The organism is Phycisphaerae bacterium (assembly GCA_035384605.1).
In the GTDB taxonomy this organism is placed as follows: Bacteria; Planctomycetota; Phycisphaerae; order UBA1845; family PWPN01; genus JAUCQB01.
The window spans coordinates 69,857-91,258 of record DAOOIV010000008.1; the positions used below are offsets into that span (position 1 = coordinate 69,857).

A 21,402-nucleotide genomic window follows, 5' to 3' on the forward strand; every position below is an offset into this window, starting at 1 on the left:
CCCGCTGGAGCCGGCCGGCTAAACCGGCACGCAGGTTTATTCGGTCGGTCAAAACCTGTTCTGAAAGGAAGCCGCCCCATGAAGACCGTGACAGGCAACAATCCGGTAACGAAACGACTTGCATGCGGCGGCTGGCAGGCAGGCTTGTTCGTTCTGAGCCTGGAGCTGTTGCTGTACGGCTGCGACCGCTCCCCACCTCCGACCTCGCCGCACCGATCGCCGGCTCCGATGACCGCTGAGGTCGCCACTCATCTGATTCCCCTGCCGCAGGCCGATCAGCGGTTATGCACCGCCGTCGCCATCCTCGTCGACACATCCGGCAGTATGAAGGAGGAGGTTGTCGACCATCAGGGCGTCCGACGGCCCAAGTATCTCATCGCTCGCGACGCCTTGAAGGAAATCGTCGACTACACGGGCCAGTGGGAGAAAACCCACACGGACCGCGTCCTCGAGATGGCCCTTTTCAACTTCAGCAGTTCGCCTTCCTCGGTCCTGCGGATGGGACGATTCGACCTGGCCGGGACGCAACAGGCTCTGCAGACGATTCCCCAGCCCGGCGGAGGAACGGCGATCGGCGAGGCGATCGAGGAGGGTTTCAAGGCCCTCTACCAGTCCGGCTGCGTGCGCAAGTATCTCATATGCATCACGGATGGCGAGAACACCGCCGGCCGCCCGCCCGACCGCGTCGCAAGGCAACTACATGCCCAGACCCAGGGCGAGGTGGAGATGCACTTCATCGCCTTTGACACCTCGGCGACTAAGTTCGGCTTTCTCAGCGAGGTGAACGGACATACGACCGAAGCCGCCGACGGAGCACAACTCCGGGCCCGGCTGACGGACATTTATGAGAAACGGATTCTGGCCGAGGCGCCTGCGGAAAAGGAGTAGGCCGACCGGCAGCTATTGACCGCGAACCTGGCGGCGGAGATGCTGGCGCCGCAAAGCGAGACAATGACGCATGGGAACCGCCGGCTCATCATCAGCGGTGAGCCGGCAAAAAAACCCAGATGGGAGGTAGAACCATGGCAGGACAACCTAAAGGACCGTTCTACGCGGTGCTGGGCATCATCATCGTCGGCCTGGTGGCCTTCGCGATCTATCGCAGCGACTTGTTTGCTCCCAGGGAAAAAACGCCCGGCACGGATGTGGCTTTGTTGCCGGGCGGCGAGCAGGTCGAGGATGCCAGCAACCCGACGGGCGTCACCACGGTCAAAGAGTACACCTTCAAGCCGGTCGAGCGCCTGCCCCAGGTCAAGGGGACCTCGGCTTATAAGCCGATGACCGACAACACCGTCCGATTCGCCTTGAACGTCTGGGCCGGCTGGGCGCCGATCATCTACGCCAACAACGGCTTCAGGCCGGGAAAGGTCTGGAAGACGCCGGACGGCAAGGACTTCAAGGTCGAACTGGTGCTGATCGACAACCCCGTGGCCATGCGAGACGCCTACGCCGCCGGCGACGTCCACATCGGATGGGCCACGCTCGACATGGTCCCGCTGTTCATGGAAGGCTTCGTTGATGTCACCGGCAAGCCGCGCGACAGCCGCGTCATGCCCCGAATCTACCAGCAGGTCGACTGGTCCAACGGCGGCGACGGAATCGTCGTCCGCGACTACATCAAGACCGTATCCGACCTTCGTGGCAAGAAGCTGGTGCTGGCCCAGAATTCGCCCTCTCAGTACTTCGCCCTGAATATGCTGGTGTCCGGCGGCGTGCAGCCTTCCGAGGTGAACATGATCTACACCGAGGACGCGTTCCAGGCGGCGGCCGCGTTCAACGCCCAGAAAGACATCGCCGGCGCCGTCTCATGGGCCCCGGACATCTACAACCTCGAGAAGGTCAAGGGAAACCGCATGCTGGTGACCACCGCGACCGCCAACAAGCTGATCGCCGATGTGTGGTTCGCCCGGGCCGACTTCGCCCAGGACAACCCGGGGATCATGGAAAGCCTTGTTCGCGGGATCTTCGACGCGATGGTCGATCTCAAGGAGGAGACGAACCGCAAGAAAGTGGCCGAGTTGATGGCCGCCGGATACAACATCCCGGCCGGCGACGCGCTGGGCATGCTGGGAGATGCCCACAGCACCAACTGGGCGGAGAATTATCAGTTCTTCGTCAACCAGAACAACCCCGCCAACTTTGAGCGAGTCTGGCGGCAGGCCTACAACCTCTACCGCCGCATCGGCTCCATCACCCACCAGCCGGTTTCGTTCGACCAGGTCATGGACTTCTCGATCATCGAGAAGCTCGGCAAAGAGCCCAAGTACGCCTCCCAGAAAGACGAGTACCGGATCCAGTTCACCCCCGCCAGCGCTGGCGAGATCAAGGCCGAGGACCCCATCCTGACCAACACGGTCTTCATTCACTTCTTCCCCAACAGTTGGGACTTGCACAAAAAGGTGACCAAGAAAATCGACGGCAAGGACGTCGAGCAGCTCTACGATCCCCAGGTCGATTTCGTGCTCGAGGACATCGCCAAGCTGGTCGGCCAGTTCGGGGCCGCCCGCATTATCATCCAGGGACACACCGACGCCTCCATGCGCGGGCAGGTGACCCCGAGCCTTGTGAAAGAGCTGTCGCTCAACCGGGCAAACGCGGTTAAGGAGGCCCTGGTTAATAAGTACAAGCTTGACCCCAACCAGTTTGCGGTCGAGGGCGTGGGTTGGGACAAGCCGGCCGACCCGAACGACCCGGACAACCATGCCAAGAACCGCCGCGTGGAGGTCAAGGTCTACCCGGCAGAAAGACAGTGACCCCCTCTTCGGGGCCCACGATCGGCAGCCCTCGCCCATGTGGGGTCTGTTCGCGAGCCGGTGATTGTGCGATGATCACCGTGTCCCCTGCCGCCTGGCAACAAGCGGTGAGGGACACTGCCTTTTCGGATGGAGGACGGCAGCAGGCATGACGGATCAACCGGCACAGGTTGCGCCCCCAAGCGCCCACCAGCCCCCCGCTCCCGCTGCATCCACGGCAACCAGCTGTGAGCGATCCTGTCCCTTGCGCAAACTGTTCGTCCTTCGCCGCGAGATCCCGCCCTGGCAGGCCGGTCTCTGCGGCATCGCCTGCGTTGTCATGGTTCTCGGTTTGTGGTGGCTGGCGACGCGCGGCGAGCCGGAGCAGCGACTCCTCGGACCGACCGTGCTGCCCAGCCCGGCGGAAACGTTCGCCACCTTTCCCAGCCTCTGGTTCGATCGCGCGTTGACCCGAAACACCTGGGCCAGTCTGCGGCGGGTGGCTCTGGGGTTCGGCCTGGCCACCCTCATGGGCGTGCCGCTGGGCATCCTGGGCGGATGTTTCTCTTGGTTCCACGCCTTCCTGTCGCCGTTGTCGATCTTCGGCCGCAACATCCCTGTCGCCGCCCTGATCCCCCTGACCTTCTCGCTCTTCGGAATCGGCGAACAGCAGAAGATCATGTTCATCTTCATCGCCTGCGTGGCGTTCATCGTCTCCGATTCGGCTCAAGCCGTTGTCGACGTGGACCGCCGGTACATTGACACCGCCTACACCCTGGGCGCCCGTCGGCGTCAGGTCATCCTCAAGGTACTCGTCCCCCTGGCCATGCCGGGTATCTTCAACTCGCTGCGGCTGCTCTTCGGCCTGGCCTTCGGATACATCATGCTGGCCGAGCTGGTCAAGTTCGGCGACGAATCCGGCGGGTTGGGCGACATCATCATGACCTCCCAGAAGCGGGGCCAGAAAGAACATATTCTCCTGGTGCTGATGATCATCCCGCTGGTCGCGATGGCCATCGACCGCGTGCTGTTTTGGATTCAGCGGGAGCTGTTCCCGCACCGCTACGGCAGTCACGGGATTCTCAATCGTGGTCTGCGGTTAGTGTTGCACGTGTATGAGGATTTCATAAACATATTCCGCAGGTCGGTTGCCCAGGCCGCGATCAGTGCCCGCGAGCCGGCCTCGACTCCGGATAAGAAGCCATGACCGAGACCGACAATACAACCGCTGCCGGTCCCGGCAAACCCGCCGAGCCGGTGGGTATCGGCGAGGTGTTGCCCGAGATCCGCAAGCCTGAGCAGCTTGCCCGGCCGCCCGTCGTCCAGTTCTCCGGCGTGACCAAAACCTACAACGCGGGTCGGGCCAACAGCTACACGGCCATCCGCGACGTCAACTTCGTGATTGAAGACCTGCCCGACAAAGGCGAGTTCGTCTGCGTCCTGGGGCCCAGCGGCTGCGGTAAGAGCACGATCCTCCGGCTGGTCGCCGGCCTCGAGCCGCAGCATCCGCCCACCGAGGGCCGCGTGCTCGTCCTCGGCAGGCCGGTGACGGGCCCCGGAGCCGACCGCGGAATGGTCTTCCAGGACTACACGAGCTTCGATCACCGCACCGTGCTCGAGAACGTCACCTTCGGCCTGGAATGTCAGCACAGGCCTCGCAAGGAGCGCGACGAACTGGGCAGACACTGGATCGAGCGCGTCGGTTTGAACGTCAAGACGGACGCGGACAAGTATCCGCACGAGCTGTCCGGCGGCATGCGCCAACGCGTGGCCATCGCCCGCACGCTGATACTCAAGCCCCGCATCATCCTGATGGATGAGCCGTTCGGGGCCCTCGATCCGCAGACGCGCATGAACATGCAGGATCTGCTGGTCGCGCTGTGGAAGGAAGTGCAGGCTACGGTGCTGTTCGTAACGCACTCGATCGAAGAGGCCGTGTATCTCGGAGACCGCGTCTACATCATGAGCAACTCGCCGGGTACCATCCTGCGGGAACTGGTGGTCCAGCCCGCTGACCGCCCCTCCAAGCAGATGCAGCGGGAGCCGAAGTTCCAGGAAACGGTCGCCTATATTCGTGACCTGATCAGCGAACTGGAGGAAGGGCGAGACTAGAGGTCGGTCCGGTGTATTTCGTCAAGTACCTCAAAACGGCGTTCCTCAACCGCTGGAACCTGCTGCTGCTGGCCGGCGCAATGGGCTTTGCGCTGCTGAGCGGCCGGGCCGACGTCTGGGTGCCGCTGGTGCTGGCCGTTGAGGTCGGCTACCTGGGCATGCTGGGAACGCATCCAAAGTTCCAGGCTTATGTCGATGCCCGGCAAAACGCCGCTCTCCGTCAGCAAGGCACGGCCGACGTCGAACGGATGATGAAGTCGATCATCGCGGCCCTTCCCGAAAAATCCCTGGAACGATATGAGGCCCTTCGAGCCCGTTGCCTCGAACTGCGACAGATCGCCCTGGCCATCAAGTACCCCGGACACACGGGCTCCGCGTCGATATTGGAGCAATCGCAACTGGCCGGCCTGGACCGCCTGCTGTGGATCTACCTTCGCCTTCTGTTCACGCAATACTCCCTTGAGCGGTTCTTCCAGAAAACCAGCGAGGCTCAGATTCAGCAGGACATCGATAGCCTCCAGGCTCGATTGCAGAAGGTATCCAGGCTGAAAGACGAGGCGCAGCGACAGAAGTTCATCCGAACCATCGAGGACAATCTCGAAACCTGCCGGAACCGCCTGAGCAACTATCAAAAGGCTCGCTCCAACTACGAACTGATCCAACTGGAAATCGACCGGCTCGAAAACAAAATCCGCTCGCTGAGCGAACTGGCCGTCAATCGGCAGGAACCTGATTTCATTTCCGGCCAGGTCGACCAGGTCGCCGCCAGCATGCTCGAAACCGAGCGAACCATGAACGATCTGCAATTCGCAACCGGGTTGATCACCGTCGACGAAACCGCCCCTCAACTCCTGCCGCGCGAGGAGATCAGACAACAATGATTCGTCCGGTTTTGCAGAACGCGGTATCGGGGATAAGCTGCTTGCATGACCGTCGGCTGGGTCTATGACCGGTTCTTCCATCGCCATCAAACGGGTGAGACGCATCCGGAGCGGGCGGTTCGCCTGGAGGTCATCGTTTCTGACCTGACGGCGGCTGGACTTCTGGGCCGGATGCGGCACCTGCCGTTCCAGCCGGCGCCGACTGACATCGTGAGCTGGATCCACGAGCCCGCCTACGTCGAGCTGGTGAGAATGGCCTGCGAACAGGGTTTCAGCTTCATCGGTTCGTCTGAGACAAAAATCTGCCCGGAAAGCTATGACGCCGCCCTCCTGGCCGTCGGAGGGGTGTTGGCCGCCTGCGACGCTGCCATGTCCGGCGAGGTCCCGCGGTCGTTTTGCGCGGTTCGACCGCCCGGACACCATGCCGAACGCGACCTGGCCATGGGCTACTGCCTGTTCAACAATGTTGCCATCGCCGCTGAGTACCTGGTTCGCCGCCACGGCCTCAAACGGATCGCGATCGTCGATTGGGACGTTCATCACGGCAATGGTATCCAGCATGCCTTCGAGGAGCGCCGCGACGTGTTCTACATCAGTGTTCACCAGATGCCGCAATCGCTGTTCCCCGGAACGGGTTACGAACACGAAATGGGGCGCGGGCCCGGCCAAGGTTTCACCCTCAACGTCCCCATGAAGCCCGGCAGCGGCGACCGCGAGTTCCACGAGGCCTTCGACACCCGGATCTTTCCCAGACTCGACGAATACGAGCCCGAATTTGTCCTGGTCAGCGCAGGCTTCGACGCGACGCGAGGCGAGCGCATCGCCTCCCTCGATCTGGAGCCGTCGTCATACGGATGGATGACCGAGGCGGTTGTGGAGATCGCCAGGCGACACTCCCGCGGTCGGCTGGTCAGCGTGCTCGAGGGCGGGTACGATCTTACGCGACTGGGGCGATGCGTGATCGAGCACATCACGGCTATGATGGATGAGTAGACCGATGCCGATGCGGAATCCAGGAGCTGACAGTCTTCTGTTTGCGGCACTCTTCCTGTTGGCCCGCGGGGTACTGGCTGCCGCGAACGATCCGATGGTCTCGCGGCCGCCCGAGTCGCGGGCGGGCGAAGCTGAAACCGGCATCTGGATCCGGGTCAACCAAATCGGCTATCTGCCCGACGATCCGAAAATCGCCGTCCTCTCATGCGATGTGCCGCAGACGGGTACTTTCTCGGTCGGCAATTTCACGGCCCCGATCGGCGAGGACCAAGGCGCGTGGGGACCGTTTCGTCACAACTACCGATTGGACTTCACCCCACTGGCCAAGAGCGGCCGCTACAAGGTGCGATTCGGCGACACCGCGTCGCTGCCCTTCACCGTTGGCCACGACGCCTATGCCGATGTGCCGGACAAGCTGCTCGGTTTCATGCGCCTTCAGCGCTGCGGCGACAATCCGGTCACCGGTAAGAAATGTCATCAGCAGGACGCCATCGACACCACGGACGGCCGCAAAGTCGACCTCGTCGGCGGCTGGCACGACGCAGCCGACCGGCTCAAGCACATGATTACAACGACCTATTGCGTCGCGGCCCTGTTTCTGGCCGGCGCGGAGGAAGAGGCCCGCTATGGGGCGGTCCTCGTCGGCAAGCTCCAGCCCGATCCCGACACGATTTATGTTCAGATTGGTGATGACCGAGACCACATGCCGCCGGCTACATTGTGGCACGACGACCAGTCCGACTACGGGTGGGGCAAGGGTGGTCCGCGAGCCGCCTGGCGGGCCACCGGTCGACCGGAAGGGCCGAAGTACAAAAACAACTCTTCAGGGATGGCCAACCTGGCCGGCAGGGCTTCGGCAGCGATGACATTGGCCGGCAATCTCAAGACGGCCCAATCCATGTACGACCTGGCCCGCCGACGCCCCGGCAACGCCATGTCCGTGCCGGTCCGAGCTCCACACTACTACGGCGAGAGTACCTACCACGACGACCTGGAGTGGGCCGCGACCGAACTGTACGTCGCCACCAAAGATCCCCAGTACCTCAAGCAGGCGGTTCAGTACGCAGGACAGGCCGGGCCAAACCCGTGGATGGGCAAAACCCGCCACGGCCACTATGAGTTCTTCCCTTACGTCAACCTCGCCCACTGGCGGCTCTATCCGTACGTGGATGAGGAGACGAAGAAGATGCTCGCCGATCATTATCGAGTCGGCCTGGAAGCGGTGCGCCGGATCGCCGAGCGCAACCCTTACCGCCTGGGTACTCCGCTGGTCTGGTGTTCGACCAACGACGTGATCGCCCTGGCTACCCAGGCCGTGCTCTATGAGAAGATGACCGGTGACCGCACCTACCGCACGCTGGCGGCTGAGGCCCGCGACTGGATCTTCGGCCGCAACCCGTGGGGCGTCTCGATGGTGATCGGGGTCCCCCAAGACGGGAACCCGGTGCGACGTCCGCACCACCGCTTCCATAGCATGGCCGGTATTCTGCCCGTTGGCGGGCTGGTCGATGGACCCGTCTACAAGGACATCAACGACAGTCTGAAGTTCGAGCCTTTTGGAAACGACCTCTACGCACGGTTCCAGTCCGAGATCGGCGTTTACCATGACTGCTATGAGGACTTCAGTACCAACGAGCCGATCATCGACGGGACCGTCTCGCTGCTTCTGCTTCTGAAGGTTTGGTGATATGGGGCGGCTTCGAATCATTGGTTTGGTGCGCGAAGCAAACTACGTCCGCCAGATGTGTTTGTCACCGATGACCGCCGCCCAGCGCCAGAACCTCAGGAATCGTGTGCAGCGAACCCTTTCGCAGATCAGTGCGATCTGCGACCGGCATGGCGTTCGGCCTGGCCAGTTGCCCGGACCCAGCAGGCGAGCCTATGAGTTCCTGCTCAAGCTGGACGTCGACAACCTGCCGACCGTCGAAACGCCCCCCCAACAACACCTGCCGCAGAAGCACCTGCCCGACTCGGTCCGCCTCGTCGGTCTGCGCGCGTTTCTCGACACCCTGCTCGACGACCTGGCTCGACAAGCGCACCTGGGCCGATTGGACGCCGCCGCGATGCTGCGAGTGGTGCAGCAGACCGCTCAGCGCCTGGACCATCACATGAGCCGCAACGAGTTCGAGCCCGGGCATCTGAGAACCGAGTCCCGAGACCTGGTCGCCTGGTTCCGCTACTTCGCCCGGCCGGAAAACATGGATCGCTACGTGCAGGCGGTACGCCGCGCGCAAGCCGTCTTCGGGGCCATGCCGGAGGCAAATGATCGCTGGAGGGCGCCCTTGCTGGTGCACTTCCGGCCCTCAGGTCACCTCTATCGCTGGCGAGTCGGAGCCAGGGGTACGCGGATGGTTCTTTCAACACCCATGATCTGCTTTGATGACGTGACGTTCGGCCATCTGGGGCGCATGATGCTCGGCAACCGGCAGCATCTGCCGGCCGTCAACGCGGCCATGCTGTCGCACCCGTACCAGTCGATTCGCACGGCCATGGATGAGGCGGCCGGCCGGGTCGAGCATACGAAGGGAATGACCTACGACCTGGCAGAGGTCTTCGACGACGTCAATCGGCGCTATTTCGGCGGGAGCATGTCCCGCCCGAAGCTGAGCTGGACCCGACGGCTCACCGGGCGGCGGTTCGGACATTACAACTTCGCCCACGACGTGGTCAGCATCAGCAGCACGCTGGATCGGCCGGACGTTCCGCGGTTCGTCATCGAACACGTGATGCACCACGAACTGCTGCACAAAAAGCACGGCAGCAGGTGGAACGGTTCTCAACGCCGCTGCCACACCCCCCAGTTCCGCGTCGAGGAACGCACGTTCGAGCAGTTTCAGGAGGCCGACAAGTTCCTGAATGCCCTCAGCCGCCGAATGCACTGAGCAAGAAGCCGCAGTCTGCCCATGAACCGCTTGTATCCTATTTTTAGTTAATGCCTTGACAAGGTATTAACGAGAAATAGAATACAACCATGAAAACGAAACTGGGACCGTTGGAGACCCGTTTGCTCGCCTACGCCCAGATGCGACGACTCCAGGTTGTGCGAGGGGGCGAACTGGCCGAGCCGCTGCACCTGTCGGCACAACAGGAAATGAGGCTTCTGAGTCGATTGGTCCGGGCGGGGATAATCGCGCGAGTGCGGCGCGGCCTGTACTTGTTGCCACCGCGGCTGCCGTTGGGGGGAAAATGGAGCCCGAGTGAAGTCCTTGCTCTCAGCACGTTGATGCGGGACCGCCAAGGCCGTTACCAGATTTGCGGGCCGAGTGCATTCAGCCGCTACGGTTTCGAACAGCAGATCCCCACGCGGACCTATGCTTACAACAACCGGCTGTCGGGGGACCGCAGGATCGGCGCGACCTCGTTCACGTTGATCAAGGTGGCGGATGAGCGACTCGGCAGCACCGAAGAAGTCCCGGTCGACGAAGGTCTGACGGCGGTATATTCCTCACGCGTACGAACCCTGGTGGATGCGGTCTACGACTGGTCGCGATTCGACAGCCTGCCGCAAGGATACGACTGGATTCGTCGCGAGTTGGCAAGTCGGCGCGTCGGCGCCAAGCAGCTTGTCGCCGTGACGCTGCGCTACGGCAACCAGGCAACCTTGCGGCGCGTCGGCGCTCTGCTGGAACGAGAAGGCATATCCGGTCGTTTGCTCGCCAGGCTGCGGCGAGCGCTGAGGCCGTCCCAATGCCTGATCCCATGGGTCCCCTCCCGGCCTAAACGGGGCAGGACGGATCAACAATGGGGGGTAGTGTTCAATGACTGAGGCTGAACAACCCGCCATTGACGCCCATGAGGACCCCGATCTGTTTCGGGAAGCACTTAACTTCACGGCGGCCGAGACGTTCTTTCCGGAAAGGCTGATCGAGAAGGACTACTTCTGTACAGTCCTCTTGAAGTATCTCGCCTCCTTCGGCGGCCAACTGATATTCAAAGGCGGAACGTGTCTGGCCAAGGTGCACGCCGGCTTCTACAGGCTGAGCGAAGATCTGGACTTCGTCATCCCGACACCCCTGACGGCATCCCGATCGCAACGACGAAGACGAGTGACAGCCTTGAAGAATGCTGTCGCGGGGTTGGCCGAGCGTGTTCCATGTTTTCGTGTGACGGGGCAGTTGCTCGGCGCCGACGACTCGTCGCAGTATGTCGGGACCGTCAGCTACTCCTCGTTGATAAGCCGGCGTGACGAAACCATCACAATCGAAGTCAGTCTTCGTGAGCCGCTCCTGATGCCCACGATGGAAGGCTCGGTACGGACGCTGCTGCTGGATCCGGTGTCTGGTCGCCGGATGGTTTCACCGGCTGTGGTTCCCTGTATCGCCAGGGTGGAGGCGATCGCCGAGAAGTACCGCGCAGCGCTAACGCGCCGTGATGTTGCGATTCGCGATTTCTACGACGTGGACTACGCTGCGAGAAAGTTGAGCATTCGGCCGGAGGACACGGAACTGGTCGGGCTGGTCAGACGCAAGCTCGCTGTGCCCGGTAACGGTCCGATCAACGTGGGTCCGGACCGGCTGGCGCAGTTGCGCGCGCAACTGGATGCCCGGTTGAAACCCGTGCTGCGCCGGCCGGACGCCGATGCATTCGACTTGGATCGCGCCTTCGGAATCGTTCGCGAAATGGCCGAACGGTTGCCCGTAGCAAGCTGACCGAAACGCCCGGCCAATCGCCGCACCGACGAAAAGGCGTTCAAGCAATTGGTGGAGGCCGACAAGTTCCTGAATGCCCTCAGCCGCCGAATGCACTGAGCAAGAAGCCGCAGTCTGCACATGAACCGCTTGTATCCTGTTTTTAGTTAATGCCTTGACAAGGTCTTAACAGGAAATAGAGAGCTACTCGAGTAGTTTCAGCTTATCGCCCATCTTGCCGGCGGCGTGCTTGTCACCGGCGCGAGCGGCGGCTTCGACGCCGCTTGCCAGAACGGCCTTGGCCTCTTCTTTGCGGCCAAGGTCGATCAGCGCGTTGCTCAACTGGGTATAGGCAGGGACGTAATCGGGGTCCAACTCGATGACCCGCCGGAAGCCCGCGACGGCCTGCTCTTGCCGCCCAACCTTGACTTGCTCCATGGCCAGGGCGAAGTTCAGGAAAACGTCGTCCGGACTGGACGCGAGCATTCTCTCGATTTGTTCGATTCGCGGCACGAAAGCAATACCCTCAGTCAACCCAAAAACGTGCGAAAACCGCCGCGACCCTGCCCCAGCGCAGCGGCGAGGTCGCCGCGGCGACCAAAACCTGCCGCATTGTTGAGCTCGGGCCCGCACGTCCCCGCCGCCTTCGGCGGCTGACCACCCCCTGACCTTTTCACGCCCGTTCCTGAACGCAAGGCCGGACCTGTCAACCGGCCCGTGCCACGCTATGATAGCTACTGTACTTGGCGGCATCGGGCCGGGCAACCGCAAACAGGGACGGCGGCACATGACGGAACAAGCTCGAAAAGTGCGCGAGATCATGACCACCGAAGTCGTCACCATCGGCATGGACGAGACGCTGGAGACCGCCCGGCGAATCTTCAATCAGCGCCGGTTCCACCACCTGATCGTGGTTGAGGGCGGCAAGCCCGTGGGCGTTATTTCGGATCGAGATCTGCTGAAAAACCTCAGCCCGTTTGTCGGCGTTCGCATGAGCGAGCGCGCCCAGGACATCGAGACGCTGAGAAGACGCATCCACCAGGTCATGACGCGCAGACTGGTCTCGATTGAACCCGACGCCCCGGTCGCCCAGGCGGCCCGTGCCATGATGCACCATAAGGTCTCGTGCCTGCCGGTTATCAAGAACGGCTCCACCCTGGTCGGTATCATCACTCTGCGCGACCTCGTCCGATGGGTGGTGATCGATTCGATCGAAAAGTAGATCTTCCGAGAGACGCGTGCGAAGCACCCAGCCGGACGCAGCGGTCTGTCTTCGCCGGGGCCGCTGGCAAACAACCTGCGCAGCGGCTAGACTGCCGCCGCATGAGCACTAGCCCTGCAAAACGCGTTGGGATCGGCCGGTCCTTTGTGGCCGGTTGCTGCGCGGGCATCCCGGCAGGGGTGATACTTGCCTATCTGGCCCCGATGCCGTTTTACCTCGGCCTGTTCTTCTTCTTGGTTCTCGGGCTGGTGATCGGCGCGATCATGTTTCGTTTCGGCCGAGGTGCCGTTCCGGTTCGCCCGCTGACGTTGAACCTGATCGGATCGGCGGTCGTGCTCCTGACTTGGAGCACCACGCTCGTCACCGAGTACGCGACCCTCCCCCGACTGGTCGCCCGGCGGACCGAGACCTCCATGTTCCGCCGTCTGACGCCGCAGCAGAAGGCTGAAGTTGCCGCCAAGAGCCGTCAGCACGTCATGAGCCGGCTCCTGGGACGCCCTTTTGACGAAGGCCTCGGCGATTGGCTGGCCGGCTTCCCGAAATACCTCCGGTGGATCGCCCAAGACGGCACAATGGAATGCCCACGCGTAGTGGACCCCACAACGTTCACCTTCAAAGCCGGCCAGAGCAAAGCTTCCTGGGTCTTTCGCGTAGTTGTCTCAATGGCCTTGCTGGCGTTCGCTGTTCTCTCCCAGTACCTGCTCCTGGCCCGGACCACAAAGGACCAACCTTCAATTGACGCCATTCCGTCCAAGTAGCGCAGGCACGCAAGCCGGCTTCCTCAGGGGCAATCGCTTGTCCGCGACGTCACTCGGCGGATGGCGCGCTGTCGAAGGCAAGCCGTAACTGCTTGTCACAGCGAATCTCCCGGCCGCCTGAGGAGGCCGCCGCGCAATTGCCACGGCGGCAGAAGCCCTCTATAATCGCCGTCTCCTGGAGAATATCCGGCCGAGCGGGCGGGGTTATCCGCACAGGCCACGTGAAACCAGAGCCACATGGAACCCTGGCCATGAGTCTTGTCCCTCCGAACCTGAGTCTCAGTCTCTTCCGTGGGGACTGGTGCGCATTCTGCGCGCATGTTTCTGGATCGCAGAGCGCTTGGGTTGCGGCCCGCAAAAAGGCGGTCCGCCTTAGCTTTCTTGCCCGTCCCGGCGTTTGTCTGCTGGCTCTGGCGGTTGCCGGCGCTTGCCCCATGGAACTACGGGCCGGCGAGGTGCCCGTTCCGCCGAAACGGCATGCAGAGCACCTTGTTTTCAACGAGAAGACCGGAGAATGGGAATACGGCGTTGAGCCGATTCCCGGAACTGAGGACGGCGACCTGGACATCGCCCGCCAGTGGCTGGCTCAGGGTGAATATAAGACAACCTGCAAGATCGTCAGGGACTGGATGAAGCAATACGGCAGTGATGCCCCGCGATACCCTGAGGCACTGTACCTCTATGGCACTGCGTACCTGGAGCGAGGCCTGTACCGGCAGGCCCACAAGGCCTACCAGGAACTGCTCGACAACTATCCGGGTTCGCAGTACGCCGAGTCGGCGCTCTCCCAGGAGTTCCGCATCGCCGAGCAATACATGGCCGGCAAGCGAAAGCGCATCTGGGGCGGTCTGTTGTGGTTCAGGGACCGCGAGGGCGGCATCGCGATCATGGATGACTTGGTTGCCAACTACTCCGACACCCCCTTGGCGGAAATGGCCCAGATGGCCAAGGCCGAGTATTACTTCAGTCGCGGCGAGCTCGATCTCGCCGAATCCGAGTACGCCACATTCGCACGCGAGTATCCCCGCAGCCGCTGGCATGCCCGAGCCCTGCTGATGAGCGCCCGATGCGCCCAAGGCCGCTTCGCGGGTATCAAGTTCGACGAGGCCCCATTGATCGAGGCGGAAGAGCGCTACCGTCAGTACCTGCGGGAATACCCGGCGGCCGCCGAGCGCGATGAGGTGTCGACGACGATCCAACAGATTACGGCCACTCGGGCGGACAAAACGCTCGACATCGGTAAGTTCTACGAGAAAACCGAAAAGTTTCAGGCCGCGAGGTTCTACTACCGGGAAATCATCATCCGCTGGCCCAAGACGCCTGCGGCCCTCGAGGCCCGCAACCGGCTGGCGGCCATCGGCGAGCCTCTCGAGGAACCCGCGATCCTCGAGCCGCAGGCCTCAACCAACGCCGTCCGTCATCAGGAGACGCAGCGCTGATGCAACCTACATCTCATCATCATCGATCTGTCGCCGCCCTCGATATCGGACGTCTGGCCCTTCTGGCCGGGAGCCTCCTGGTTTGCGGGTGCGGCTACAGTAACGAGTCGCTGCATCCCCAGACGATCCGTACCGTGTACGTGGAGATGTTCCAGTCCCGGGAATTCCGCCGCGGCATCGAGTTCGAGCTGACCGAGGCCCTGCGAAAGGAAATCAACGTCTCCACCCCATACACGAACGCCCCACCCGAAAAAGCCGATACCATTCTGTCGGGGGAAGTCCTGGAATGGCGGGAATCTTCCCTCGGCTGGGATCCGATCGCCATCCGACCGCGCGAGACGGCAGCCACATTGATCGTCCGCTACCGATGGAAGGATGTCAGGACGGGCAAGCTGCTGCGGGACCGTCCGCGGTTTGTCACCACCGTGACTTATGTGCGGCCGGCCGGCGAAACGGCGGCCGAAGGCAGACTGGACGCGGTCAGCAAGCTGGCACGAAACATCGTCGGCGACATGGAAAACAGTTGGTAGTCCGAATAACATGAAGGCGGGGGAAGGACGCCAGTTGCGGCGCCTGCCCGTCGACACGCCGACCGAGGAAGCACCGGATGTCTGAAAACCCGTCCGACCGCGATGATCGCCAGGGATCAAGGCCTCCCGGACCGCCCATGCGCATGTCCCGCGGTCTGTTCGGATGGGCGGCCTCGATCATCATCTTCGTCTTCCTCGCTTTCTACCTCATGTCTAACGCCGGCCAGCGCCGTGAATTGACCGTGGACCAGTTCTGGAAAGAGCTGGCGGACAACAACATCCAGGAACTGGTCATCCAGGCCAACAACAACACCATCCGAGGCAAGCTCAAGAACACCCAGGGCAAGGACCAGCCGCCGGACTTCGAGGTCAGCTGGGACAAATCCGCCTTCAACGATGCCTTCTGGACCGAGTTGCGGGCGTCCGGCGTCCGTTACAGGATCGACCAGACCGGCGGGGCGCTCTTCAATATCCTGATCAACTTGCTGCCCTGGCTCCTGGTCATCGCGTTCGCCTGGTTCTTCGTCTTCCGCCAACTCCGCGGAGTCGGCGGCGGACCGGGAGGTATGCTGGGCAACTTCGGCCGATCCCGACATCGCGTGACCACCAAGGAGCATACCAACATCACCTTCGCCGACGTCGCGGGCATCGACGAGGCCAAGGAGGAGTGCGCCGAGATCATCGAGTTCCTCAAGAACCCCAAGAAGTTCCAGCGGCTCGGGGCCCGTATTCCGCGCGGCGTGCTGCTGGTCGGCGATCCGGGCTGCGGCAAAACGCTGTTGGCCAAAGCCATCGCCGGCGAGGCGGACGTGCCGTTCTTCAGCATCTCGGGCAGCGATTTCGTGGAGATGTTCGTCGGCGTCGGTGCCTCGCGCGTGCGCGATCTGTTCAAGCAGGCAAAGGACAACTCGCCTTGCATCATCTTTCTGGATGAAATCGACGCCGTCGGCCGTCGCCGCGGAGCAGGCTTCACCAGCGGCGGACACGACGAAAGGGAACAGACGCTCAACGCCATCCTCGTCGAGATGGACGGCTTCGACACTTCCGATCAGGTGGTGGTCATCGCCGCTACGAACCGGGCGGACGTGTTGGATCCGGCACTGGTAAGGCCCGGGCGTTTCGACCGGCAGGTCTTCGTGCCCCTGGCCGACGTCAAGGGCCGGCTGGAAATCCTTAAGGTCCACGCCAAGAAGGTGAAGCTCGGCCCGGACGTGGATCTGAATAAGCTGGCCCGCGGCACGCCGATGTTCAGCGGGGCGGACCTCGCGGCGATCATCAATGAGGCGGCCTTGCTGGCCACTATGGCCAACAAGGATTACGTCGAAATGGAGGATCTCGAGGAGGCTCGTGACAAGGTCCGATGGGGCCGGGCCAAGAAGAGCCGCGTGGTGGATGAGAAGGAACGGATCGCCACCGCCTACCACGAAGCCGGCCACGCCGTGGCCCAATGCCTGTTGCCCGACGCCGATCCTCTGCACAAAGTAAGTATCATACCCCGCGGCCCCTACGGCGGTGCCTCATTCTCGTTGCCCGAAAAGGACCGCACAACTTACAGCAGCAAGTGGCTCAACGCACAGTTGCGCATTCTCTGCGCCGGACGCATCGCCGAGGAAATCACCTGCAACGACGTCAACACGGGGGCCTCTGCTGACATTCGACAGGCCACCGAAACGGCTCGCCGCATGGTTGCCGAGTGGGGCATGAGCGACCGCGTGGGCTTCATCTACTACGGCGACGATCCCTCCCGCAAGACGATGTGGGTCGACCTGCCCGGAGGCAAGGAGTATTCCGAGGAAACCGCCCGGTTGATCGACCAGGAAGTTCAGCGCGTGCTCAGCGAGGCTTATACCGACACCCGTCGGCTGCTGACCGAGAATCGTCAGAAACTGGAGGCAGTAGCCCAGGCCCTCCTGAAGTACGAGACGCTCGATGCCGCTGAGGTTCACGCGTTGCTGAGGGGTGAAAGCCTCGATCGCCCCACGGTGTCCGATCTGCTGGACGCTGCTCACGCGGGAATCGGCGTCCGCGCTTCGGCCGGTCCGGGTACCTCGAAGTCTTCACAGCCTGAGTTCGGCTCGGGGCCGCTGCCCCAGCCGGGATGAGATGAGCGTCATCGATGCTTTCTGAACCCTGCGGAGATCGTGCATGGCCAACGCCGAAATCATTCCCGTCGGGATGAACGACCTGCCGCTCATCGTCGATCTCTACAACGAGATCTTTCGCCCGGGCCGCGAGCACGCTTTCTTCGCTCATCGTCTGGGCACACAGCGCAACCCGTTGCTTCTCCTCGCCCAGGTCCAGAAGCGCCCGGTCGGCTTTGCCCTCGGTTACGAGCTCAAGCAGAGCACGTTTTACTGCTGGTACATCGGCGTCTTGCCGGAATTCCGACGCGCCGGCGTCGCCTCCCAGATGATGGAGGCCATGACGGCATGGGCTCGCGACCAGGGTTACCAGATCATCCGCTTCGAGTGCTACAACCGACATCGCCCGATGCTTCACGTCGCCATCCGGCAGAACTACAACGTCGTCGGCATTCGGTATGACGCCGACGCCGAGGACAATCTGATTATTCTCGAACAAAACGTTAATGAAGAAGCTGCCGATTAGCATCAACGGTCGCAAGCGGGCAAACCCGCGCGCGGATTCACGACCAACTGGGTCTGATAACTCGCCGACGGACGCGAGACACGCCCTGTTGCAGTCAGGGTGAGATCAGTGAGAGTCCCGGCCGGCGGGCCGCCCAGGCGTTTCGCGAGTGAATGCGGCGGCCGGCGTGTCAGCGGAGCCGCGACCGACTCGGAGTTCGACCGCTGCGGCCCAACGTGAGCTGCACGCACGAAATGCGGCCGCGGCAAACAGGAGCCTTTCAATGGCTGACGAGAATCGAATTGAACGCATCGGCATCTTGACCGGCGGCGGAGACTGCCCCGGACTCAACGCGGTGATCCGAGCGGTCGCCAAGGCAGCGATGCATCAACATGGCTTGGAGGTCTGGGGAATCGAAGACGGTTTCCTCGGCCTCATCCGCAACCGTATGCGGCTCTTGGGCCGCGACGACGTGTCCAACATCCTGACGCGAGGCGGCACCATCCTGGGCACCTCGAACACCGCCAATCCGTCGCGTTTCGCGGTGGGCATCGACGAACAAGGAAATCCGGTTGTTCAGGATGTCACCCAGCGAGTCATCGAGCACATCGCCGAACGACAGCTTGATGTGATTGTCTGCGTCGGAGGCGATGGAACAATGTCCGGTGCGGCGAGCCTCATTCAGCACGGTGTCCGATGCGTCGGGGTGCCCAAAACCATCGATAATGATCTCATGCACACGGAAATCACCTTCGGCTTCCTGACCGCGGTAAACACCGCCACCGAGGCTCTCGACCGCATCCACACCACCGCATCCAGCCACCATCGCGTAATGCTCGTCGAGATCATGGGACGAAATGCCGGCTGGCTGGCATTGACCAGCGGCCTGGCCAGCGGGGCGGACGTCATCCTCATCCCCGAGATTCCCTACAGTCTTGAGGCCATCTGCGACTACTGTCTCAACCGCAGCAAGCGAGGCAAGTCATTCACCATCATCGCGGTGTCTGAGGGAGCCAGACCTATTGGAGGCGAACAGACGGTCGACCGCGTGGTCGCCGGTAGCCCCGACCCGATCCGCCTCGGCGGCGTCAGTAACGTCCTTTGCAAACAGATCGAGGCCGCGACGCGCCTCGAGTGCCGCGCGACCATTCTCGGACACGTCCAGCGCGGCGGCACGCCGGTGCCCGCCGACCGTGTCCTGGGCACGCTCTTCGGACACAAAGCCCTCGAACTGGCCCTCGCCGGAAAGTTCAACGAAATCGTGGTCAGCCAGAACGGGCGAATCACCAGCGTGCCCATCGAGTCCGTGGCCGGCCGGCAGCGACTGGTGCCCCTGGATCACCCGCTGATCGCGGCAGCCCGATCCGTGGGAACCAGCTTCGGCGACGGCCTGTGAGCAGACCCCGCCGACCGACGTCGTGCATGCTGCCCGCAGACCCGGGGACGATGCCGCATCTTGTGCATGTCTCCGTCGCGCCACGATCATTTCTCGGCGGCCAGCCGGCGCAGGATATCCCAGTAAGCCCCGCGCATGCCGCGGCCGATCGCATCGGTCAGCACCCGGTTGTCATTGTAGTTGTAGTTGGTCGCGTCTCTGATCCGCGGCGGCGGGAAGAACCGCTCGTCGCCGGCGATGATGTCGCAGACCAGCGAGCCGGGATCATCGCTGAGACGGCGATCAAAGTAAAAAACCGGTCGCAAGAGGCTGTCATTGTCTTCGACGCAGCCCCGCAGATTGGGGTTGGCCGACAGCGGCCCCTGCCTGCGAATCGACTCGGCCAGCGGAGTACCCGGATAAAGCCGCACCCCCGTGGCCGCCCCGCAGCGGTCGGGATCGAGTCGCCTGACGAACTCGATTGTCTCTCTCACCGACGCCTCGTCCTCGCCCGGGCCTCCTAGAAGCAGGTCGACCATCACCGTGATCCCTGCCGCCTTGCAGGCCTGCACCGCGTCGCGAATTGCGTCTCGCCGATAGCTCCTGCCCAGCGCCGCCAGCATGCGGTCGCAACCGCTGTCGGAGCCGAAGTTGACGCCCACGCAACCGGCCTGCTTCATGGCTAGGGCGAGTTCATCGGAGAACGGGTGCGGACTGCAATAGACATACCACCGGACGCGCTGCCCCAGCCCCCGCCGGATCATCTCGCGGCAAACCGCCAGGGCGTGATCATACGGAATGTTGAACTCTCCGTCGCACAGGTGCAGCACGTCGACGCCTTGCTTGAGCAGCGACTCAACCTCATCAGCCACCTGGGTGGGCGGGCGGCAACGCACCTGTCGCCCCTTGGCAACCGGGTCGGCACAGTAGATGCACGACATCGGACAGCCTCGCTTGGTCTCGACGTTGCCCTGACCGCCTTCGCGGAAGTAGCGGGCGTTGTCGAGCAGGCTGCGGTCAGGCGAGACGTCGAGAACGGCCGGCGGCTGAGGCGGATTGAGCATGCACCGGCCGTCGGCTTCGCGCCAAACCAGACCAGGCAGCGTGTGGTAATCCTTATTGCCCGACAGTGCACGAGCCAGCCCCAGAAAACCCTCCTCGCCATCGCCGATGATGCCGAAATCCGACTTGCAGATGCTCACGATCTCGGCGGGAAAGACGCTGAATCCGCATCCGCCGAGAGCGACCGGGGCATCGGTTAGCGTGGGGATCTGCCGCACCAGTTCTGCTAGCTCCGGCACGAAGAACGCGCAACTCGGGTAATAGCAGTCATCCGTATTGCGGAACGTCACCCCGATCAGCAGCGGTTCAGCATCGGCCAGGCCCTGCCGCAATGCCTCCGCTGGGTCATCCGCAAAGCACAGATCGATCAGGTGAACCTCAAACCCTCCGCGACGCAGACTCCCCGCGACATAGTCCAGGGCCAGCGGCGCGATCGCCGGTTTCATCCGGTTGGAGTTGATCAGTACAACGGGTCGATTCGCCATTTCGAGCCTCCGCGACGCACTATAGCCCGTAAACGAATCGGGTCAACGGAGGGAATCGGCTTCTTCCTGTCGACGACCGCTCTCATGCTTCCTTCCGCTCCGGCAGTTTCCATCCGCATTCCGGGCACACGCCGCTGGTATTGCCGGTCAGGTTGTAGCCGCACCGGCCGCAGAAGCCGGGATCGAGTTCGTACAGCTTTCCGAAATACTTGTCGGAACGCAGGCTCCGCAGGCCGAAAACACCGCACGCCAATGCGAGAACCAGAAGCGGTAGCATGATCATAAGACCGAGCGTGCCATTGCCGCTTTGGCGGAAACTGAAGATCGCCTGGGCGCACACGAACACGGTGAACGCCATGTTCCAGAGCAGGTTGATCTTCGCGTACCTGCGACGTTCGTTACCTCGGGCCTTGCGGGACTTGATGATCAACACCACGAACACGCAGGCGCACAGAACCGCGATGACGGTAAGACCTATCGAGATATGCAGTGTACTCAATCCGTGACTCCCTATGGCGAGAGGCGCCATTGGCGGGCAAAGCCCGCCCTAGTGCGTCTGAGAGTGTACTCGATCAGAGGGGTGCAAGTCCCCTCCAGGC

The 21,402-nt window shown here is 62.4% G+C and carries 20 protein-coding genes; 17 read left to right on the forward strand and 3 right to left on the reverse strand.

Translation table 11 applies throughout. The features are described 5' to 3' along the window. Positions 1-78 precede the first annotated feature (78 nt). The 10 genes from PLL20_03985 to PLL20_04030 all read left to right on the forward strand — a co-directional run bounded on the left by PLL20_03985 (position 79) and on the right by PLL20_04030 (position 11,367). Positions 79-888, forward strand: coding sequence for a vWA domain-containing protein (locus PLL20_03985; GenBank protein ID HPD29129.1), 810 nt, complete (start codon positions 79-81; stop codon positions 886-888). Positions 889-1,022: 134 nt separating this feature from the next. Continuing rightward, positions 1,023-2,753: an OmpA family protein gene (locus PLL20_03990; GenBank protein HPD29130.1), complete on the forward strand. Its 1,731-nt coding sequence runs from the start codon at positions 1,023-1,025 to the stop codon at positions 2,751-2,753. A 244-nt stretch (positions 2,754-2,997) separates the two neighbouring features. Next, on the forward strand, positions 2,998-3,939 hold the full coding sequence (locus PLL20_03995; protein HPD29131.1) for an ABC transporter permease: 942 nt from the start codon (positions 2,998-3,000) through the stop codon (positions 3,937-3,939). Beyond that, the gene (locus tag PLL20_04000; GenBank protein HPD29132.1) at positions 3,936-4,844 is read left to right on the forward strand and encodes an ABC transporter ATP-binding protein; all 909 of its coding nucleotides are present in this window, start codon (positions 3,936-3,938) and stop codon (positions 4,842-4,844) included. The genes PLL20_03995 and PLL20_04000 overlap by 4 nt, the downstream gene beginning before the upstream one ends. An 11-nt stretch (positions 4,845-4,855) precedes the next feature. Next, entirely contained in the window at positions 4,856-5,725 is an 870-nt protein-coding gene (locus tag PLL20_04005; GenBank protein HPD29133.1) for a hypothetical protein, read from the forward strand. 45 nt (positions 5,726-5,770) lie between these two features. Beyond that, complete coding sequence (locus PLL20_04010; protein HPD29134.1) at positions 5,771-6,718, forward strand: histone deacetylase; 948 nt, start codon at positions 5,771-5,773, stop codon at positions 6,716-6,718. Between the two features lie 4 nt (positions 6,719-6,722). Beyond that, a complete protein-coding gene (locus tag PLL20_04015) occupies positions 6,723-8,405 on the forward strand; it encodes a glycoside hydrolase family 9 protein (GenBank protein ID HPD29135.1) in 1,683 nt (560 codons plus the stop codon). 1 nt (position 8,406) lies between these two features. Then, the gene (locus PLL20_04020; protein HPD29136.1) at positions 8,407-9,600 is read left to right on the forward strand and encodes a hypothetical protein; all 1,194 of its coding nucleotides are present in this window, start codon (positions 8,407-8,409) and stop codon (positions 9,598-9,600) included. 89 nt (positions 9,601-9,689) lie between these two features. Next, positions 9,690-10,484 carry a type IV toxin-antitoxin system AbiEi family antitoxin domain-containing protein gene (locus tag PLL20_04025; GenBank protein HPD29137.1) on the forward strand — a complete coding sequence of 265 codons (795 nt, stop codon included), beginning with the start codon at positions 9,690-9,692 and terminating at the stop codon, positions 10,482-10,484. Continuing rightward, positions 10,477-11,367 carry a nucleotidyl transferase AbiEii/AbiGii toxin family protein gene (locus PLL20_04030; protein ID HPD29138.1) on the forward strand — a complete coding sequence of 297 codons (891 nt, stop codon included), beginning with the start codon at positions 10,477-10,479 and terminating at the stop codon, positions 11,365-11,367. The genes PLL20_04025 and PLL20_04030 overlap by 8 nt, the downstream gene beginning before the upstream one ends. A gap of 183 nt (positions 11,368-11,550) precedes the next feature. On the opposite strand, the gene PLL20_04035 is transcribed toward PLL20_04030, so the two are convergent. Next, the gene (locus PLL20_04035; GenBank protein ID HPD29139.1) at positions 11,551-11,859 is read right to left on the reverse strand and encodes a tetratricopeptide repeat protein; all 309 of its coding nucleotides are present in this window, start codon (positions 11,857-11,859) and stop codon (positions 11,551-11,553) included. A gap of 274 nt (positions 11,860-12,133) precedes the next feature. Between PLL20_04035 and PLL20_04040 the strand changes: the two genes are divergently transcribed. The 7 genes from PLL20_04040 (at position 12,134) to PLL20_04070 (ending at position 19,277) form a co-directional block, all read left to right on the forward strand. After that, on the forward strand, positions 12,134-12,568 hold the full coding sequence (locus PLL20_04040) for a CBS domain-containing protein (protein HPD29140.1): 435 nt from the start codon (positions 12,134-12,136) through the stop codon (positions 12,566-12,568). Positions 12,569-12,669: 101 nt separating this feature from the next. Beyond that, on the forward strand, positions 12,670-13,326 hold the full coding sequence (locus PLL20_04045; protein HPD29141.1) for a hypothetical protein: 657 nt from the start codon (positions 12,670-12,672) through the stop codon (positions 13,324-13,326). A gap of 434 nt (positions 13,327-13,760) precedes the next feature. Further along, on the forward strand, positions 13,761-14,765 hold the full coding sequence (bamD, locus tag PLL20_04050; protein HPD29142.1) for an outer membrane protein assembly factor BamD: 1,005 nt from the start codon (positions 13,761-13,763) through the stop codon (positions 14,763-14,765). Then, positions 14,765-15,295, forward strand: a complete 531-nt coding sequence (gene lptE, locus PLL20_04055; GenBank protein HPD29143.1) for an LPS assembly lipoprotein LptE — start codon at positions 14,765-14,767, stop codon at positions 15,293-15,295. The genes bamD and lptE overlap by 1 nt, the downstream gene beginning before the upstream one ends. A 77-nt stretch (positions 15,296-15,372) precedes the next feature. Continuing rightward, the gene (gene ftsH / locus PLL20_04060) at positions 15,373-17,397 is read left to right on the forward strand and encodes an ATP-dependent zinc metalloprotease FtsH (GenBank protein ID HPD29144.1); all 2,025 of its coding nucleotides are present in this window, start codon (positions 15,373-15,375) and stop codon (positions 17,395-17,397) included. Positions 17,398-17,440: 43 nt separating this feature from the next. Continuing rightward, a complete protein-coding gene (locus PLL20_04065; protein ID HPD29145.1) occupies positions 17,441-17,902 on the forward strand; it encodes a GNAT family N-acetyltransferase in 462 nt (153 codons plus the stop codon). 262 nt (positions 17,903-18,164) lie between these two features. Beyond that, positions 18,165-19,277, forward strand: a complete 1,113-nt coding sequence (locus PLL20_04070) for an ATP-dependent 6-phosphofructokinase (protein ID HPD29146.1) — start codon at positions 18,165-18,167, stop codon at positions 19,275-19,277. Between the two features lie 86 nt (positions 19,278-19,363). Here the strand turns inward: PLL20_04070 and PLL20_04075 are convergent, their stop codons facing one another. Together PLL20_04075 and PLL20_04080 are read right to left on the reverse strand one after the other, a co-directional pair. Continuing rightward, the gene (locus PLL20_04075) at positions 19,364-20,803 is read right to left on the reverse strand and encodes a radical SAM protein (GenBank protein HPD29147.1); all 1,440 of its coding nucleotides are present in this window, start codon (positions 20,801-20,803) and stop codon (positions 19,364-19,366) included. An 82-nt stretch (positions 20,804-20,885) separates the two neighbouring features. Further along, positions 20,886-21,302 carry a hypothetical protein gene (locus PLL20_04080; protein ID HPD29148.1) on the reverse strand — a complete coding sequence of 139 codons (417 nt, stop codon included), beginning with the start codon at positions 21,300-21,302 and terminating at the stop codon, positions 20,886-20,888. Positions 21,303-21,402: the final 100 nt, after the last annotated feature.

What these genes read in the sequence shown, in the direction of transcription:
- PLL20_03985 (HPD29129.1), top strand. Translation starts at nt 79, where the DNA reads ATGAAGACCGTGACAGGCAACAATCCGGTAACGAAACGACTTGCATGC.
- PLL20_03990 (HPD29130.1), top strand. Translation starts at nt 1,023, where the DNA reads ATGGCAGGACAACCTAAAGGACCGTTCTACGCGGTGCTGGGCATCATC.
- PLL20_04010 (HPD29134.1), top strand. Translation starts at nt 5,771, where the DNA reads ATGACCGTCGGCTGGGTCTATGACCGGTTCTTCCATCGCCATCAAACG.
- PLL20_04025 (HPD29137.1), top strand. Translation starts at nt 9,690, where the DNA reads ATGAAAACGAAACTGGGACCGTTGGAGACCCGTTTGCTCGCCTACGCC.
- PLL20_04020 (HPD29136.1), top strand. Translation starts at nt 8,407, where the DNA reads ATGGGGCGGCTTCGAATCATTGGTTTGGTGCGCGAAGCAAACTACGTC.
- PLL20_04075 (HPD29147.1), bottom strand. Translation starts at nt 20,803, where the DNA reads ATGGCGAATCGACCCGTTGTACTGATCAACTCCAACCGGATGAAACCG.
- PLL20_04065 (HPD29145.1), top strand. Translation starts at nt 17,441, where the DNA reads ATGGCCAACGCCGAAATCATTCCCGTCGGGATGAACGACCTGCCGCTC.
- PLL20_04030 (HPD29138.1), top strand. Translation starts at nt 10,477, where the DNA reads ATGACTGAGGCTGAACAACCCGCCATTGACGCCCATGAGGACCCCGAT.
- PLL20_04040 (HPD29140.1), top strand. Translation starts at nt 12,134, where the DNA reads ATGACGGAACAAGCTCGAAAAGTGCGCGAGATCATGACCACCGAAGTC.
- PLL20_04015 (HPD29135.1), top strand. Translation starts at nt 6,723, where the DNA reads ATGCCGATGCGGAATCCAGGAGCTGACAGTCTTCTGTTTGCGGCACTC.
- PLL20_04070 (HPD29146.1), top strand. Translation starts at nt 18,165, where the DNA reads ATGGCTGACGAGAATCGAATTGAACGCATCGGCATCTTGACCGGCGGC.
- lptE (HPD29143.1), top strand. Translation starts at nt 14,765, where the DNA reads ATGCAACCTACATCTCATCATCATCGATCTGTCGCCGCCCTCGATATC.
- bamD (HPD29142.1), top strand. Translation starts at nt 13,761, where the DNA reads ATGGAACTACGGGCCGGCGAGGTGCCCGTTCCGCCGAAACGGCATGCA.
- PLL20_04000 (HPD29132.1), top strand. Translation starts at nt 3,936, where the DNA reads ATGACCGAGACCGACAATACAACCGCTGCCGGTCCCGGCAAACCCGCC.
- PLL20_04045 (HPD29141.1), top strand. Translation starts at nt 12,670, where the DNA reads ATGAGCACTAGCCCTGCAAAACGCGTTGGGATCGGCCGGTCCTTTGTG.
- ftsH (HPD29144.1), top strand. Translation starts at nt 15,373, where the DNA reads ATGTCTGAAAACCCGTCCGACCGCGATGATCGCCAGGGATCAAGGCCT.